This is a genomic window from Alteromonas naphthalenivorans (assembly GCF_000213655.1).
Lineage (GTDB): Bacteria > Pseudomonadota > Gammaproteobacteria > Enterobacterales > Alteromonadaceae > Alteromonas > Alteromonas naphthalenivorans.
In genome coordinates this window covers 2,947,429-2,964,974 of sequence record NC_015554.1, presented here as the reverse complement: position 1 = coordinate 2,964,974, position 17,546 = coordinate 2,947,429, and the positions used below count along the sequence as shown (strand labels likewise).

Genomic DNA, 17,546 nt, shown 5'->3' with positions numbered 1-17,546 from the left:
AGTTAGATGAGCAATCAAGGACCTTTTGCACGGGAAGACGTTGTAGAGGCTTATCTCGATAGCCTATTAAAAGAGCCAGATGATCCGGCAGACGTGACTGCGCGAACGGCAAAATTGCTTGAGCAAGCGGTGCAAACGTTAGCCGAAGAAGCCACATTTGATGAAGCACCTACCACTGAACAAGTAGTGGTTGAAGAAGCCATTATTGAAGCAGTGTCATCTAGCACAGGCAAAGATGTCGAAGAAACTACGCAATACGAAAAAAGCGACTACAATGAAATAGATAATGAGACTGCTGAATCAGTCGATGCCTCTTCAGAAGAGGAGCAACCTTTAGAAAAAGCATTGTTGGTCGACAGCCTCGAAAATAATTTTCAGGCATTATTTTTTGAAGTGGCAGGGTTAACATTAGCAGTGCCATTAACCACCCTAGGTGGTATACATCAGATTGAAAAGATAGGCCCTCTATTTGGGAAGCCGGATTGGTTCATGGGGGTAATGATACATCGCGAAGAGAAGCTTAGCGTTGTAGATTCTGCAAGATGGGTCATGCCAGAAAAGTATGATGAGAGTCTCGCAGAGTCATTGAACTACCGATATCTTATTATGTTAGGGGATAGTTCGTGGGGATTGGCCAGTGAGAAACTGGTTAACACGGTCACCTTGGCAAAAGCTGACGTCAAATGGCGTGAGTCTACCGGTAAGCGTCCCTGGTTAGCGGGGATGGTTAAAGAGAAAATGTGCGCGTTAATTGACGTTAACGAATTAATATCTATGCTTAACAAAGGCTTAGGCAGTAACGACCAGACACCGAGTATTGGGAGCCAGGTTCATGAGCGACGAAAGAACGAACAGTAATACCACCGATAGTAACGATGAAGTCCTTCAATGGGTGACATACCGCTTAGGTGAGGAAACATACGGTATTAACGTAATGCAAGTACAAGAGGTATTGCGTTACACTGAAATTGCACCTGTACCCGGCGCACCTGACTACGTACTAGGTATCATTAACCTACGTGGTAATGTTGTTACGGTCATAGATACACGTGCACGTTTTGGATTACCACCAACAGAAATAACGGACAATACCCGTATTGTGATCATCGAGTCTGATGAACAAGTCGTGGGTATACTTGTTGATAGCGTGGCTGAGGTGGTTTACCTTCGCTCGTCTGAAATTGACAGTGCGCCAAACGTGGGTACTGAAGAAAGTGCTAAGTTTATCCAAGGTGTAAGCAACCGAGACGGTGAGCTTCTTATTCTCGTGGATTTAAACAAGCTTTTAAGTGACGAAGAGTGGGATGAACTAAGTTCAATTTAGTCAACCTACACGTCTAAAGGGCAGGTAACTAAGTTATCTGCCTTTTTTATTTCCGGTTTACATAGGTACGAATTAAGGCTTCTTCGCATATGGATCTGCAGTTTATTGCTCCAACAATCAACGAACTTATATTGCTTGCGCTTGTGATAGCACTTGGTGTTTTTGCAATATGGCTGACGTTTAAAGAGCGAAAAACACATGCGGCATTAAGCGAACTGCAAGACCTGGTAACGCGTAGAACCGATGACATGGATACCCAAATTCGAGATTTTGGTCATCAACAAAATGAAGCACAAACCAGAAGCTTAGTGGTCACTCGCCATCTACAAGCCCTTCAAACTAAACAAGATGACTTCGAAAATCAGATTCGTGAACTAAAACTCCAGGATCCCTCCCTAAGGCTTTATCAGCGAGCGGCCGAGTTAGTAAAGCAAGGCGCTAGTATCGAGGAAGTGATGGAGGCTTGTGATATTCCTCGTGCCGAAGCAGAAATGTTATTTATGGTACACAAACAATCCCCTTCTGGGTAATGTAATTAAACGTCCGTTTAGACGTCTAGACGTAAAGATGTTGACATCTGTGTGGTAATTGCCACAATACAGTCATAGTAACTTATGACTGGAGCCTTCTATGCCAATTCGTATACCAGAACAACTGCCTGCGCAGAATGTGTTGTTGGGCGAAAACATCTTCACCATGGAGAGCAATAGGGCGGCGAATCAGGATATACGTCCTCTTAAAGTGGGTATCTTAAACTTGATGCCTAATAAAATTGAGACTGAAGTACAGCTGTTGAGATTACTTTCCAACACTCCACTTCAAATTGATGTAGATTTTATTCGCATCGATAGTCAGGCACCCAAAAATACCCCTCAGTCTCACATGGATGCTTTCTATCACGACTTTTCACAAGTGGCAGACAAAAAGTACGATGGGCTTATCGTGACTGGTGCTCCTCTAGCATTGTTGAAATACGAAGACGTAAAGTACTGGGATACCATGACTACCATTTTAGAATGGGCACAGCGTCACGTTAACTCCACGCTATATTTATGCTGGGCTGCACATGCTGCTATGTACCATTTTTATAACTTTACCCGCACGCTGCGCAAAGAAAAATTTTCAGGCGTGTTCGAGCACAAAGTAAACGACCCCCATAATGAATTATTGCGTGGCTTCGACCCGGTATTCTATGCGCCTCATTCTCGCTATGGTCATATCGATACCGCGAATTACAATAGTGTAGATGGACTGCATGTGGTGGCAGAGTCTGAAGAAGTAGGCGCTTATATTGTCGCCTCAGAAGATAAGCGCATGGTGTTTGTTACGGGGCATCCAGAATACGATGCTGATACCCTTGGCGATGAATATTTTAGAGACGTAAAGGCAGGGCAGACACCGTCTATACCCAAAAACTATTTTACGGATAACGATCCGACCAAGCCACCTATCGTCAGATGGCGCTCCCACGGGAGTCTGTTTTTTACGAACTGGTTAAACTACTATGTTTACCAAACAACGCCATATGACTTAAATCAGTTAGCTGAAAAATCACAGCCAAAGAGGTAACGCGTGAGTCAACATCCAGTTTCTAGCGCCCAAGCAACACTGCTACGCGCTGCACAACAACGTATTCTTGTATTAGATGGTGCGATGGGAACCATGATCCAGCAGCATAAGCTGGAAGAAGAAGATTACCGTGGTACCCAGTTTGCCGATTGGCACTGTGATGTGAAAGGCAACAACGACCTTTTAGCCATTACACAGCCGGATATTATTTATCAAATTCATTGTGATTACTTTGAAGCTGGCGCCGATATCGTTGAGACCAATACGTTTAATGCTACCACAATAGCCATGGCCGATTACGACATGGAAGCGCAGTCTAGAGACATCAATATTGCTGCCGCTAAATTAGCCAGAAAAGCCGCTGATGAGTTCACAGCGAAAACCCCTGATAAACCCAGATTTGTCGCTGGTGTATTAGGCCCAACGAATCGTACTGCGTCTATCTCTCCTGATGTTAACGACCCAGGTAAGCGCAACGTGACTTTCGACGCCTTAGTAGAAGCCTATACAGAGTCTACCGAAGCGCTAATCGAAGGCGGCGTAGATTTGATTATGCTTGAAACCATTTTCGATACGCTAAATGCTAAAGCGGCAGCTTTCGCCGTGGAAACCGTGTTCGAAAAACTAGGTAAGTATTTGCCAGTGATGATTTCAGGCACCATTACCGATGCCTCAGGCAGAACGCTTTCGGGGCAAACCTCTGAAGCCTTTTATTATTCAATGCGCCACATTAGCCCGTTTTCGTTTGGCTTAAATTGCGCTTTGGGGCCTGACTTGTTACGCCAATATGTTGAAGAAGTCTCTACCATTAGCGAGTGCCTTGTCTCTGCTCACCCCAATGCGGGTTTACCCAACGAGTTTGGCGAATATGATTTAGAAGCGCCTGAAATGGCCGAGCATATCAAAGAATGGGCAGAGTCTGGATTAGTGAATATTGTAGGCGGCTGCTGTGGCAGTACGCCAGAACATATTCGTGCTATTGCCGAGGCAGTTAGCAGCATAGCACCAAGAAAGGTGCCTAAGTTCGAACCCAAAATGCGTTTGTCTGGCCTTGAGCCGTTTGTACATTAGGAGGCAGCGTGAGCGCACAATTTTCTACATTTATTAACATTGGTGAACGTACTAACGTTACCGGTTCAGCACGTTTCAAACGTCTTATTCTAGAGGGTGATTATGAAACGGCTCTTGATGTTGCCCGCCAGCAAGTTGAAAGCGGCGCGCAAATTATCGATATCAATATGGACGAGGCCATGCTTGATTCCAAGCAGGCCATGGTTACCTTTTTAAACCTGATTGCGTCCGAGCCCGATATCAGTCGGGTTCCTATTATGATTGACTCATCAAAATGGGAAGTGATTGAAGCGGGGCTAAAATGTGTGCAAGGCAAGGCGATTGTAAACTCAATCAGCCTTAAAGAAGGCGAAGAAAGCTTTCTTGCCCAAGCACAAAAAATCAAACGTTATGGTGCTGCCACGGTAGTCATGGCTTTTGACGAAAAAGGCCAAGCCGATACGCAAGCTCGAAAAGTAGAGATTTGTCAGCGCAGTTATAAATTACTGACAGAGTCTATCGGCTTTCCGCCAGAAGACATTATCTTTGACCCGAATATCTTTGCGGTAGCAACGGGTATAGAAGAGCACGATAACTACGCCGTAGACTTCATAGAAGCAACCCGAAAAATTCGTGAGCTTTGCCCTTATGCGCATATCTCGGGGGGGCTTTCTAATATATCGTTCTCGTTTAGAGGTAACAACCCTGTTCGCGAAGCGATGCACTCGGTTTTTTTGTATCACGCCATTCGTGCTGGTATGGATATGGCTATTGTGAATGCGGGGCAGCTTGAAGTTTATGATGAAATACCAAAGGAGCTTCGCGAAGCGGTAGAAGATGTCATTCTTAACCGCCGTAGTGACTCTACGGAGCGTTTGCTTGATATTGCCCCTAACTATCAAGGCGACGGTAAAGCAGCGGCAAAAGAAGATTTAAGCTGGCGAGAGCAAGACGTGAATAAACGTTTGGCCCATGCGCTTGTAAAAGGCATTACCGATTACATCATTGATGATACTGAAGAAGCCCGCCTTCAAGCCGAGCGCCCGCTACACGTAATTGAAGGGCCGTTGATGGACGGCATGAACATTGTTGGCGACTTGTTTGGTGAAGGCAAAATGTTCTTGCCTCAAGTTGTAAAATCGGCGCGGGTAATGAAAAAAGCCGTGGCTCATTTACAGCCTTACATTGAAGCCGAAAAATCCGACGGTACCAAGAGCAATGGCAAGATACTGCTTGCCACGGTGAAAGGTGATGTACACGACATTGGTAAAAACATTGTAGGCGTTGTGCTGCAATGCAATAACTTTGAAGTGATAGATCTTGGGGTGATGGTGCCGGCTGCCACTATCTTGCAAGTTGCAAAAGATGAAAACGTAGACATGATTGGCCTCTCTGGTCTCATTACGCCTTCACTTGATGAAATGGTGCATGTGGCAAAAGAAATGGAGCGTCAAGGTTTCGACTTACCGTTATTAATTGGTGGCGCAACGACTTCCAAAGCACACACAGCTGTGAAGATAGAACAAAACTATCATGCCCCTGTGGTGTATGTACCCAATGCAAGTCGCGCTGTTGGCGTGTGTCAAAAACTGCTTAATCGTGGCTCTCGAGATATTTACGCCGAAGAACTAGCAAAAGAATACGACAAAGTACGCGACCAACATGCTCGTAAAAAGCCGCGCAGCAAGCCTGTGACCTTAGCGCAAGCGCGAGCTAATGCCTTCACGCCAGATTTTACAGAAGCACCAGTAACACCTAAAAAATTAGGCGTAACGCCGGTGGATGTAGATATCTCGACCTTGCGCCCGTATATCGATTGGACGCCCTTCTTCCTAACCTGGTCTTTGGCTGGTAAATACCCACGAATTTTAGAAGATGAAGTGGTTGGGGAAGAAGCAAGATCCTTATTCGCCGACGCTAACGAGATGCTAGATAACATTATTGCTAACAACTCATTAGCCGCTAAAGGGGTTATTGGCTTATTTCCTGCCAACCGCGTAGATGATGATATTGAAGTGTATACCGATGAGTCGCGCTCAGAAGTGCAAGGTGTAGCGCATCATCTTCGTCAACAAACCTTAAAAGATAAATTTGCTAACTACTGCTTAGCCGATTATGTTGCAGAGAAATCATCAGGTATTAATGATTATATCGGTGCTTTCGCAGTGACAGGCGGAATAGGTGAAGATGAGCTAGCCGATAGCTTCATTAAAGCTGGTGATGACTACAACGGTATTATGGTGAAAGCCGTGGCCGATAGGTTAGCCGAAGCATTTGCCGAATACCTTCACGAACAAGTGCGTAAAGTGTATTGGGGCTATGCCGAGAGTGAAAACTTAACCAATGACGACCTTATTCGTGAAAATTACCAAGGTATTCGCCCTGCGCCAGGTTATGCCGCGTGCCCAGAGCATACCGAGAAGCAGCTTATCTGGGATTTATTATCGGCGGAACAACACACCGGCATGAAACTAACCGAAAGCTACGCCATGTGGCCAGGTGCGGCAGTGTCGGGTTGGTATTTCTCCCACCCTCAAAGTAAATACTTTGCCGTGGCTAAAATACAAAAAGACCAAGTGGAAGACTATGCCACGCGCAAAGGTTGGACACTGGAAGAAGCTGAGAAATGGTTGGGGCCTAATTTACATGACTGAGTCGTTCTCAAAGCCGTTTAGCCAAGCGTGCGAAAACAATAAAGCGCCAATCTTAGCTGTGCTTAATCGCACGTTTGCTAATTGTAAAGGCGTATTAGAAGTTGGCAGTGGGACAGGTCAGCACGCGGTATATTTCGCTGAAAACTTGCCGCATTTGCAATGGTATTGTAGCGACCAACCTGACTATCATGAAGGTATTATAGCCTGGTTAGAAGAAGCTTCGTTACCCAATGTCACAAAGCCCGTGGCGTTAACTATAGGTAAAGACAGCTTTCCATCGCTACCCATTCAAGGTATCTACAGTGCTAATACCGCCCACATTATGCAGCGTCATGAAGCTGAACTGTTGATGAAATCAGTAAGTGAATACTTACCTTCGGGTGGTGTTTTTTGTCAATATGGCCCCTTTACTATTGGCGGCGAATTCTCTTCTGAAAGTAACAGAGTATTTCATGAATCACTTATCGAACGTGGATATGGTGGCTATCGTGATATCAGCGAGCTGACAGCATGGAGTAATGACTTAGTGCTGCGTGAAATACATAAGATGCCGGCCAATAACTTGTTATTGGAGTGGCATAAGCCGTAACCTTTATGTTTTTCCGCATACAGCCATGATGTATTTGGTCGTGGCTGTATTGTTCATTTTGTATTTTTAAAAGAGTCTTGAAATAGTTTCGAAATAGTTTCGAAATAGTTTAAAAATTTTGGAAATTTTCGAAGACCTATCTTCTGTTATTACTCTAATCAGTTTTCAGCATCTCATTCTCTGTTGGCTTTATTCTCTATCAGTGTTTTATTCACTGTAGCATTTCTTACTGACATCACAGCTTACAGCTTACAGCTTTTTGTATCGGCTTCCCTTCATTGGTTGCGGTAAATTTAACCACTTAAAGCTATCTTGTGTGCGAAATAAACAAAAATATCTAATCTGTTTTTTTAAACTTTAGTTGAATTGGCTTTTTGCGTTAAATATGAGTTGAAATCGACTCGTTTGTATTGGAAAGTAATAATGCACTGTTTATTATGAGTAAAGTGGAAGGGAGCGCCTTTTACTATTTTAAGAGAGTGGACGATATTAAGCGCCAGATGTTCATTATCTATTGCGCGCGACTAAAATAAAAAACAAATAGAGTAGTAATCATGAGTTCATTGTCCCTTCAGAAGAAGTTTATGTTGATCGTGGGGGGAAGCATTGCAGTTATGTTGCTTGTCACCGCGTTCTTTTTGGTGAATATAGTTGGTGATAATACGAGGCACCAAGTAGAACAAGAAGTTGCAGCACTAGTGGCTAACGAAGCCGATTCAGTGGAAGCCTTTTTTTCCCTCTATGGTGGTGTAGCCAAAACCTTTTTAAGTAACCCTTTTCTTAAAGATTTCTTTATACAACACACCCGTCGTGGTGCCAGTGAAGCCCAACTTTCTGACGCCGCCACTGTTTACACTGTTTTTGACAATATAAGTAGCCAAGACACTAATATTAAGTCGGCTTTTTTTGCATCTGCCGCTACCAGTGAGTACTTTTTTGAGCAAGGGCGTGTTGGGGTTGATGAAAGCGGCCCTGATGCTGGAGATGTGAATAAAGGCTACTTTGCATCTAAACGACCCTGGTTCCAATCGGCGGTAAGCAAAGGAGAGCTTTACGTTACCCCTCCCGCGGTAGATTCGCAGGATGGCAGTGTGTCAGCGGTAGTACAATCACCTGTTTATCAAAACGGTAGGCTGATAGGCGTAGGTGGCATTGATATTCTTATCAGTACCATAGGGTCGGTTATCGACAATATTCGGTTTGAAGGTCAAGGTACTGCGTTCCTACTGGATGAGAACCAAAACATTGTTTACTTTCCAAAGCAAACCACACCGCTCCCGCTGAGCTCGTCGTTAACGTCATTTGATTCAGTATTTAGTGATACTAAGGGTTTTAGTGCCTTGTCGAGAAAGATAGCGTCGACATCATCAGGGCAAGTGTCAGTAATATGGCAAGGTGAAGAATACGTGGCGGTATTCAGGCACGCTAAGCTTGATAACCCTACGATGGATTGGTCGTTAGGTATTTTGATCCCCGCGAGTATTATAGCGGCACCAATTAATAACGCTATTTCTACCGCAGTTATTGTGGCACTAGCGATTATTTGCCTTATTGCACTTATCACTTATGTAGCCAGTGCAAAAATCACTCAGCCGTTAACCAAAATGCGTGTTGCAATGGCGGATATCGCTAGTGGCGACGGTGATTTAACAAAACGATTAGACATTACTAGTAAAGATGAAATTGGAGCATTGGCGGTAGAATTTAACCGTTTTACCGACAAGCTCCGAGGTTTGTTAACGGAAACGGCATTAAACACTAAGGCTGTTTCCGATGCAGCTGATCATTTACGAGACGTATCCCAAAGTACCAGTGCAGAAATTCATCAAGAGCGAAGCCAAGTTGATAATGTATCTTCTGCGGTTACTCAAATGGCCGCCACAGTCGTGGAAATATCAACAAATGCGGCGCACTCTAGTGAAGCGGCTAACCAAGCAGAAGCCATTGTTACTCAAGGTAGTCAACAAGCAAAAGACGCCATGGCTGAAATCACTTCTTTAGCCGAAGCCATCGACCAAGGGGTGGAAGTGGTGAGTGGGTTAAGTCAGGAGTCGGACAACATTGGCGCGGTAATCGATGTTATTAACAGTATTGCTGATCAAACTAATCTACTTGCACTAAATGCTGCCATAGAAGCTGCTCGAGCTGGTGAGCAAGGCCGAGGATTTGCTGTCGTTGCAGATGAAGTCCGCTCTCTTGCCAGTCGTACGCAAGAGTCCACCACGGATATCCGTAAAATGGTAGAGCGTTTGCAACATATGGCAGAGCAAACTGATTCAGTTATGCAAACAGGCAAGGGCCTTTCTCAAAGTGGCGTTGAAAAAACCGCTAAAGTGGTGACTTCGTTGGAGCAAATCAATCAAGCGATAGGCACCGTGCATGAACAAAGCACGCATATAGCTCACGCTACTGAACAACAAACTGAAGTCGCCCAAGATATTCATAAATCTTTGGTGGCAATTACAGGTTTAAGCGATCGTACAAGCCAACACGCAGAAGAACTGGCGGTTGAAGCAACCCAGCTTAGCGGTGTATCAACTGAGTTAAATGATTTGGTAGCGCAGTTTAAAATTTAAGTACCTATAAGTACTTATTGAGGCCGCACGGTTGCTTTGGCTAACGAGATAAATTCGTCAACAAACCCAATTGGGTCAACTTCTTTACGGTGACCCAAATATAAGGTTTTCTGTAAGCCCTTTTCACCTAAGGGCTTATACGTTAACACCGCACTTTCTTTCGCTTCATCAACCAACCATTTAGGTAGTGCGGTAACACCGCGCCCCGCTGCCACCATTTGCAAAATAATTTCTGTGGTTTCAATGGTTCTGTGTTGTTTCACGCTTGCCCCTGCAGGGGTAAGGAAGCCTGAAAAAATATCCAGTCTATTGGTTTCTACCGGATAAGTGATCACCACTTCATTGGCTAATTGCGCAGGTGTGATATAGGCGCATTCAGCCAAAGGGTGCTCATTATGCATCACCAATACTTGTTCGTAATCTAATACGCCGGTGTAACTTATTGTATCTAAATGTAATGGGTCGGGCGTGAGTAATAAATCGATGTCGTAGCCATGTAAGGCTTGTAAGCCACCGAATGAAAAGGCCCGTCTTACGTCAACGTCTACATCGGGGAAGGCCTTTAAAAACGGTGCAACCACTTTTAACAACCATTCGAAGCAAGGGTGACATTCCATTCCAATACGCAATATACCTTGCTTGCCTTCCGCCATACGGCGAAGCTGTGCTTCGGTATGCTCGAATTGAGGAAGCACTCGCTGAGAAAGCCCAACCAGGCTTTTGCCAGCTTGGGTTAACACTAACCTTCGCCCTTCCTTTTGCCACAGTGGCAACGAAAAGCTTGCTTCAAGCTTTTTCATCGAATGACTAAGCGCTGACTGAGTAACGAACAACGACTTGGCAGCTTCCGTCATGGTGCCGTGTTTATGAATAGCGCTAATTATTTTAAGGTGCTGACGTTCAATCATAATTTATGAATTTTGTTCATGTATTAACGCAAATATACCATTTTTTTTATCAATCGTGTCATGAACATGGGGTAGCTCGTGATAATATCTAGACAAGTGATTAATCGTTAATAACTTCCACCGCAGTGGAAAGTCGATTACCTATAATATCTCTTATCACAGAGGTAATTTCTCTAAAGGTCTTGCGCCCCGGGGCGGTATTTCTCCATGCCAAGGAGTGCTGCCTTTCAATAGGCATACCCTCTATTTCACAAACGTGAAGTGCTTCAGGGTGATGCAACTCTGAATGTATATATAGCCCCGGCAAAAATGCAACGCCCATACCCATGACTACCATTTGTCGCAGTGTATCTAGGCTTGTTCCTTCATAGTCTCGTTGCAGGTCTGCGCCAATTTCATCGCAAATATGTTGCACTTGATGATGAAAGTGGTGTCTATCTTCTAGCGTGAGTACTTTTTCTCCAGCAATTTGCTCAGGGCGAACAAAAGCATTTCCGGCAAGCTTATGATCAGAAGGCACAACGAATTTAAGCGGTTCGTTAAACAGAGGCTCAGTTATAAGCTGCGAATATTCACTGGAAAGTGGTGAGATAATTAAGTCGTATTCACCGTGCAGCAATCCATGTTGTAGTGCCTGTGGTGCAGCTTCTCGCACGTAGAATCGAAGCCCTGGCTTGCGCTGATGCAATTCGGGTAAAATATGGGGCAACAAGTAAGGACCAAGCGTAGGGGGGATACCAAGGCGGAAAGTAACCACTTCACCTTCAGCCAGATCCCGTGCTATTTCATTGAAACGGTGATTCGCTTGAAGTACTTCTTCCGCCGCTTCGAGTAGCGCTTTGCCTTGAGGCGATAATAAGGTGCCAGTTCTTGAACGTTCAAATAAGACTAAATCTAAACTGTTTTCAAGGGCATTAATTTGACTCGTTAAAGTAGGCTGACTAATACCTAGGCTTGTGGCTGCTTGACGAAAGCTTAAGTATTTAGCTACTGCAACAAAATAACGAATTTGGTTAATAGATGGAGTTTTACCGTTCAGTAACATGGTTATTACGTCGCCTTAATTTTTTTAATTCTCACGCTTGATAGGTGTGGGCTATCACGAACTAGTATATTAAACTATTAATCTATCAGGTGACACTGGTGCAGACAGTTAAAGACAATAATTATTATTTAATGGAGAAATTTATGGACCACGTTATTTCGGGTGTTGCGAAATTCCAGAAGGAAGTGTACCCAAATAAAAAAGCAGCTTTCCAAAAACTGGCGAACGGTCAGAACCCAGAAGTGCTTTTCATCACGTGTTCAGACTCTCGTATAGATCCAAACTTGGTAACGCAAACCGAGCCGGGTGAATTGTTTATCTGTCGTAACGCGGGCAACATCGTGCCGCCGCATAGCAACCAAACGGGCGGTATGACTGCCTCAATCGAATTTGCTGTTGCAGCACTAGGCGTTACGCATATCGTTGTTTGTGGACATACAGATTGTGGCGCAATGAAAGGCGCATTAAAGCCAGAAGGGCTTTCTTCATTGCCGCACGTTAAAGAGTGGCTGGGCCATTGTCGCGCTGCAACTGAAGTTGTTAAAGAGCGTAGTGGTTGTTCTGAACTAACCCACGATCACCTAGAAGATGTAACGAAAGAAAACGTGGTACAGCAAATTCAGCATTTACGTACACACCCTGCTGTTGCCGCAAAAATTGCGAACAAACACGTTACGCTTCATGGTTGGGTTTATAATATAGGTAGTGGCGAAGTGTTGTGCTACAACAGCGAGTCTGGTGAGTTTGAGGTAATGGATCAATCTCACGCAGAAGCGCAGCTTAAGCGATAAGCACTTTTGCGCGATAAGAATTTAGGAAACATTCCATGTTTAAGTTAAATGTAAGTAATTTACGTGGTGACATCACCGGTGGTTTAACCGCCGGTATTGTTGCCTTGCCGCTAGCCTTAGCGCTAGGGGTAGCCTCAGGACTTGGTCCGATGGCCGGCCTTTATGGTGCTATTGCGGTGGGTTTCTTCGCCGCGTTGTTTGGTGGCACACCCTCACAAATCTCTGGGCCTACAGGGCCTATGGTTGTTGTATTAGCAGGTTTGTTTGCCAGCCTCTCAGGCGATGCAAGCTTGATCTTTACCGCAGTTATACTCGCCGGTATTTTTCAAATTATCTTCGGCTTCTTAAAAGTTGGGGAATATATCCGCCTAGTTCCATACCCTGTTATTTCAGGCTTTATGTCGGGTATTGGTGCCATTATTATCATTCTACAATTAGGCCGCTTGTTGGGGCATGAGCCTCCAGGTGGCACTATTGGCGCATTAAGCTATCTACCCACAGCACTTGCAGATATTAATTTTGCAACGCTAGGCTTAGGTATTGGTACATTAATTATTGCCTACAAATGGCCTGCGTCATTAGGTAAATATGTACCGGGTGCGCTAGCAGCACTGATCATTGGTACTCTTGTAAGCTTGGCGTTATCTGTACCTATCTTAGGTCAAATTCCTACGGGCTTACCAAGCATCCAAATGCCAGTATTCGAGCAAGGTACAGCATTACTAATTTTAGAAGCTGCGTTTATTCTTGCAGTTCTTGGCGCTATCGACAGTTTGTTGACGTCATTGGTAGCAGACAACATGACCCGTACTCGTCATGACAGCAATAGAGAGCTAATCGGTCAGGGTATTGGTAACACCGTAGCGGGTTTAATTGGTGGTATTGCGGGTGCCGGTGCAACCATGCGAACGGTTGTGAATATTCGTAGCGGTGGTAAAGACCGTATTTCGGGTATGGTTCACGCATTGGTTTTACTTGCGATAGTGTTGGGTCTTAGCCCGCTCGCGGCGCAAATTCCTCATGCTGTACTTGCTGGTATTTTGGTTAAAGTGGGCTTAGATATTATCGATTGGAGCTACTTAAAGCGTGCTCATAAGGGGCCTCGTTGGGACTTCGGTCTGATGATATTGGTACTTGCACTCACTGTGTTTGTTGACCTTATCACTGCTGTGGGTGTGGGCGTGGTATTCGCAGCCCTTGCTTATGTGCGCCAAGTTGCTCACTTGCAATTAGAAGAGCTTCGCAAAATTCCAGAGTCGCTTAACGATCCAGAAGAAAATGCATTACTTGAGTCGCTTAAAGGCAAGGTCTCTATTTTCAGCTTCGGTGGCCCGTTAAGCTTTGGTGCTGCTGCTGATGTAGGTCACCATGTAAGAGATAACGTGAAAGCGGGATCGAAGGTGATGATCTTAGATTTCACCCGTGTGCCTACTGTGGATGTCTCTGCAGCAATGGCGGTAGAAACAGTGACTGTGGATGCTATAGCGGCTGGTAGACAGTTAGTGATCTGCGGTGCTAATGCCGCTGTGAACGAAGTGTTAGAGAGTATCTGTGTTAATCATCCAGGCATCGTTATTTATGACAACCTGCATGATGCATTGCTTTATGCGAAAAAAAAAGTGACGGAAACACCTAACCAAGAAGTTAATTTTAAGGCTGTATCGCAATCTTAACTTACTGTTAAATAAGATTATTTAATGAAAGCCCTTCTCATGAAGGGCTTTTTTTTTCGCTTTTTTCATTTCCTGTCACTTTTTATTAATTGAATGTTCAATTTAACTTAACGTAACTGTCACATCTGCTTTTTAAGGTGGTTGGGTAAAACACACTCAAACGATTAAAAAGGGAACATTACACATGACGCGTTACCATCTCATTGCACTTAGTGTACTTGCCGGATTATCAGGCACATCGAATAGCCACGCCGAAGCGATAGCCGAAGATAAATCTAATGAAATAGAGGAAATTACGGTTGTTGGCCGAAGCGTGTCATACGCTAATAACGCCGCTTCTGACGACATGCAAAAGCAACAAGCTAATTTAAGCAGTGTGCTTGCTGTTGTAGATAACTTACCGGGTGTACTAATTAACGAAGGGGATACCTTTGGGGCCGATGATTGGTCTACTTCTATTGTTATTCGCGGCTTTCAAGTTAACTTGAACGAACAGCAAATCGGTATGACAGTAGATGGTATTGCCAACGGCAACTCTAACTATGGTGGCGGTGCTAAAGCAAACCGCTATATCGATACCGAAAACTTACAAACCATTGAGGTATCGCAAGGCACGTCCGATATTGCTTCTCGCTCTCATGAAGCGCTGGGTGGCACTTTAAACTTCACTACTATCAATCCTAGTGAGGAAGAAGGCTTTGTTGCAAGTGTTACGGCGGGTGAGTTCGATGCGTCTAAATACTATGTGCGTTATGACACCGGCGAGATCTTAAAAGATACGTATGCATGGATAAGTCTTTCTACGCAAGAAAGCAGTGATTTCATGGATCAGGTAGCTGAAAACACCCGTGACCATCTAGCGTTGAAAGTTACCTCTATGGTGGAAAACGTTGCGTTAACTGGTTACGTCTCGTACGACGATACCCACGAAGAAAACTACCAGCGTATCTATAGCCTAGAGCAATATGCGCAAAACCCAGACTGGGATCAGCTTACCAGTGAGTGGACGGGTATTCCTTATCAAGATCAATCTTATCGTCGAGGCTGGTCTACGCTACGGGAAAACCTATTGGCTTATTTAAAAGCTGAGTTCTCTGTTGGCGCGGTCGATATTTCTACTAGTGCCTATTATCATGAGAACGAAGGGCGTGGTGATTGGGTACCGCCTTATCTTGTAGACGTAAAAGATGACGGCACTGAAGGTCATTCAGAGTTGGTTAATGGGAATACGGTTTACGGTGGGAGCGCACTGGGCAATATTTATTTTGTCGACCGCGATGGCATGCAGCTTTCTCCTATTGCTGGCTGCGAAAGCTCAATTACTTTTCCTTATGGTGGCGCGGGTGCAGAGTACGATCCAAGCTGTCATGAACAAGGTGCAATTCCAGTTGGTTCATACCGACACACCCACTACAACAAAGAACGCATCGGTTTTAATGCAGATGGTATCTGGTACGCCAAGTTAGGCGAATTCGACAACACGCTTCGCTTTGGTTTGTGGTGGGAAGATTATGAGCGTGATGAATACCGAGACTGGCACAAAATTACCGACTCAGCGATTGGGTACGATTTTAATAACTCGCCTTACTGGGTACAGTATGACCGCAGTTTCCCCGTTGATACCCTAATGTATTATGTAGAAGACGAAATTGATTTTGGGGTAGCGAAAGTACGTCTAGGCGCTAAGCGTTTCAACGTTGATATTGCGAAGAACGATAATTTCGACAGCGCTAACAACTTAGAGGTTAATTCAGATTCTGACACGCTATTTTCTGCCGGTTTTGTAGCGCCTATCGCAGTAGATGGGTTGGAGCTCTTCGCTGGTTACGGTGAAAACTTCGCTTCAATTAAAGATGCACAACTTGAGCGCGACGACACGGATTTACGCTTCATTGAACCAGAGACCGCAGAGAACATTGATGTGGGTCTTCGTTATTCAAGTGCTAAATTCAATGCCAATATTACTTATTACACCATCGAGTTCAATAACCGCATTCAATTCACCAGCAATGAAACTGCTAGCGGTATCGACTTCTTAGAAGCCGCGGCAGGTGGATATAGAAATGTGGGTGGTATTGAGTCTAGCGGTTTTGAAATGTCTGCAGACTTTGCGATTACCGATAACCTTACTGTATTTACGTCACTAACGTTAAGCGAGTCGGAATACATTGAAACCATTGGTGGCACGGGTACGCAGTATGACTCACTGGCTAGCGCACAAGCCGCTATTGCCGATACTACTAACGCTGAGTCTTCACTGGTAGCTGTAAAAGGAAATACGGTTATTGGTACGCCAGATACCATGGCAGTTATTAGCCTAGATTGGAGTAAAAACAATTATTTCGCAGGTATATCGACAAAGTATGTCGACTCTCGTTTCATCGATATTTACAATACCGCTGAAGTAGATGATTATTTGGTTAGCGACCTTTATATTGGTGGTTACATTAGCAATATAGGTCAAGGCATGGAAGAACTTGAAGTTCGCTTAACCGTAAACAACGTGCTAGATGAAGATTATGCGTCTACCATTGCCCCTAATGCATTTTGGATAGGTGCGCCACGCGCGGTTGCCATTAATGCGCGTTTAACGTTTTAATTCACTGTAAGACGGGTTGCTGTAACGTACATTTCGAGTGCGTTGCAGCGGCTCATACGGTATGGAGCAGTTACATGCCAAAAGTAGGAATGGAGCCCATTCGAAAGAAGCAGCTAATTGATGCCACCTTGGTGGTCATAGCTGAGTACGGGTTTCACAGCGCCACAATTAGTTTAATTAGTAAACAAGCGGGTCTTTCAAGCGGTATTATTAGTCATTATTTCGGCGGTAAGCAGGGGTTAATTGAAGCCGCTATGCGATACCTGCTCGAAAAGCTCAAACTCCAAGGGAGTTTTAGTAGTCATTTAGAGCGTATTGACACCATTATAGAAAGCAACTTCTCGGTTGAACAGCAAGAGTCGTCGGCAACGAATACATGGCTAAACTTTTGGGCTTTGTCGTTACATAGTGAGGGCTTACATAGACTTCAGCGAATTAACCACAAACGACTAGAAAGCAACCTAACTTATAGTTTTACAAACCTTATCCCTAGAGAGCATGCGAAAGAGGCAGCGTTGTCTACCGCAGCCATGATTGATGGTTTTTGGTTACGTAATGCCCTTGAAGGTGAAAGGCAAAATACTAAGGAAAATGTGACTAAGGCAAGCAACGCAGTTAAGCGTTATGTACGATTGGTGCTATCACAATATCAATAAAACGGTGTCTTATTACCAGTAAAATCGGCATGTAAGTCGCCGGGAAGTTGACGTTAAAAGCGAACGTGAGGTTAAAAGCCTTCAATCATGAAAGCGGCATTTAAAAATACAG

Annotated in this window: 14 protein-coding genes; 12 read left to right on the top strand and 2 right to left on the bottom strand. The window is 44.4% G+C overall.

The genetic code is table 11. The features are described from left to right. Positions 1-6: 6 nt before the first annotated feature. The 8 genes from AMBT_RS12970 (at position 7) to AMBT_RS12935 (ending at position 9,762) form a co-directional block, all read left to right on the top strand. Positions 7-858, top strand: a complete 852-nt coding sequence (locus AMBT_RS12970) for a chemotaxis protein CheW (protein WP_013785083.1) — start codon at positions 7-9, stop codon at positions 856-858. Then, positions 833-1,324 (top strand): chemotaxis protein CheW, encoded by a 492-nt coding sequence (locus tag AMBT_RS12965; protein ID WP_013785082.1) that lies wholly within the window; start codon positions 833-835, stop codon positions 1,322-1,324. Before AMBT_RS12970 ends, AMBT_RS12965 begins: the two co-directional genes overlap by 26 nt. Positions 1,325-1,413: 89 nt before the next feature. Continuing rightward, positions 1,414-1,854 carry a DUF2802 domain-containing protein gene (locus AMBT_RS12960; RefSeq protein WP_013785081.1) on the top strand — a complete coding sequence of 147 codons (441 nt, stop codon included), beginning with the start codon at positions 1,414-1,416 and terminating at the stop codon, positions 1,852-1,854. A gap of 100 nt (positions 1,855-1,954) precedes the next feature. Continuing rightward, complete coding sequence (gene metA, locus AMBT_RS12955) at positions 1,955-2,893, top strand: homoserine O-acetyltransferase MetA (protein ID WP_013785080.1); 939 nt, start codon at positions 1,955-1,957, stop codon at positions 2,891-2,893. 3 nt (positions 2,894-2,896) lie between these two features. Beyond that, positions 2,897-3,964 (top strand): homocysteine S-methyltransferase family protein, encoded by a 1,068-nt coding sequence (locus AMBT_RS12950; protein WP_013785079.1) that lies wholly within the window; start codon positions 2,897-2,899, stop codon positions 3,962-3,964. An 8-nt stretch (positions 3,965-3,972) separates the two neighbouring features. After that, the gene (gene metH / locus AMBT_RS12945; RefSeq protein WP_013785078.1) at positions 3,973-6,597 is read left to right on the top strand and encodes a methionine synthase; all 2,625 of its coding nucleotides are present in this window, start codon (positions 3,973-3,975) and stop codon (positions 6,595-6,597) included. Continuing rightward, positions 6,590-7,186 carry a DUF938 domain-containing protein gene (locus AMBT_RS12940; protein WP_013785077.1) on the top strand — a complete coding sequence of 199 codons (597 nt, stop codon included), beginning with the start codon at positions 6,590-6,592 and terminating at the stop codon, positions 7,184-7,186. Before metH ends, AMBT_RS12940 begins: the two co-directional genes overlap by 8 nt. 554 nt (positions 7,187-7,740) lie before the next feature. Next, positions 7,741-9,762: a methyl-accepting chemotaxis protein gene (locus AMBT_RS12935; protein ID WP_041452572.1), complete on the top strand. Its 2,022-nt coding sequence runs from the start codon at positions 7,741-7,743 to the stop codon at positions 9,760-9,762. A gap of 14 nt (positions 9,763-9,776) precedes the next feature. Here AMBT_RS12935 and AMBT_RS12930 read toward each other — a convergent pair whose 3' ends face one another. Together AMBT_RS12930 and AMBT_RS12925 are read right to left on the bottom strand one after the other, a co-directional pair. Continuing rightward, positions 9,777-10,670, bottom strand: a complete 894-nt coding sequence (locus AMBT_RS12930; RefSeq protein ID WP_013785075.1) for a LysR family transcriptional regulator — start codon at positions 10,668-10,670, stop codon at positions 9,777-9,779. A gap of 100 nt (positions 10,671-10,770) precedes the next feature. Beyond that, entirely contained in the window at positions 10,771-11,715 is a 945-nt protein-coding gene (locus AMBT_RS12925) for a hydrogen peroxide-inducible genes activator (RefSeq protein ID WP_013785074.1), read from the bottom strand. A gap of 143 nt (positions 11,716-11,858) precedes the next feature. Here AMBT_RS12925 and AMBT_RS12920 point away from each other — a divergent pair, with 143 nt between their 5' ends. The 4 genes from AMBT_RS12920 to betI all read left to right on the top strand — a co-directional run bounded on the left by AMBT_RS12920 (position 11,859) and on the right by betI (position 17,434). Next, the gene (locus tag AMBT_RS12920; RefSeq protein WP_013785073.1) at positions 11,859-12,506 is read left to right on the top strand and encodes a carbonic anhydrase; all 648 of its coding nucleotides are present in this window, start codon (positions 11,859-11,861) and stop codon (positions 12,504-12,506) included. 35 nt (positions 12,507-12,541) lie between these two features. After that, entirely contained in the window at positions 12,542-14,179 is a 1,638-nt protein-coding gene (locus AMBT_RS12915; RefSeq protein WP_013785072.1) for a SulP family inorganic anion transporter, read from the top strand. Between the two features lie 184 nt (positions 14,180-14,363). Further along, the gene (locus tag AMBT_RS12910; RefSeq protein WP_013785071.1) at positions 14,364-16,778 is read left to right on the top strand and encodes a TonB-dependent receptor domain-containing protein; all 2,415 of its coding nucleotides are present in this window, start codon (positions 14,364-14,366) and stop codon (positions 16,776-16,778) included. 74 nt (positions 16,779-16,852) lie between these two features. Beyond that, complete coding sequence (betI, locus tag AMBT_RS12905) at positions 16,853-17,434, top strand: transcriptional regulator BetI (protein WP_013785070.1); 582 nt, start codon at positions 16,853-16,855, stop codon at positions 17,432-17,434. Positions 17,435-17,546: the final 112 nt, after the last annotated feature.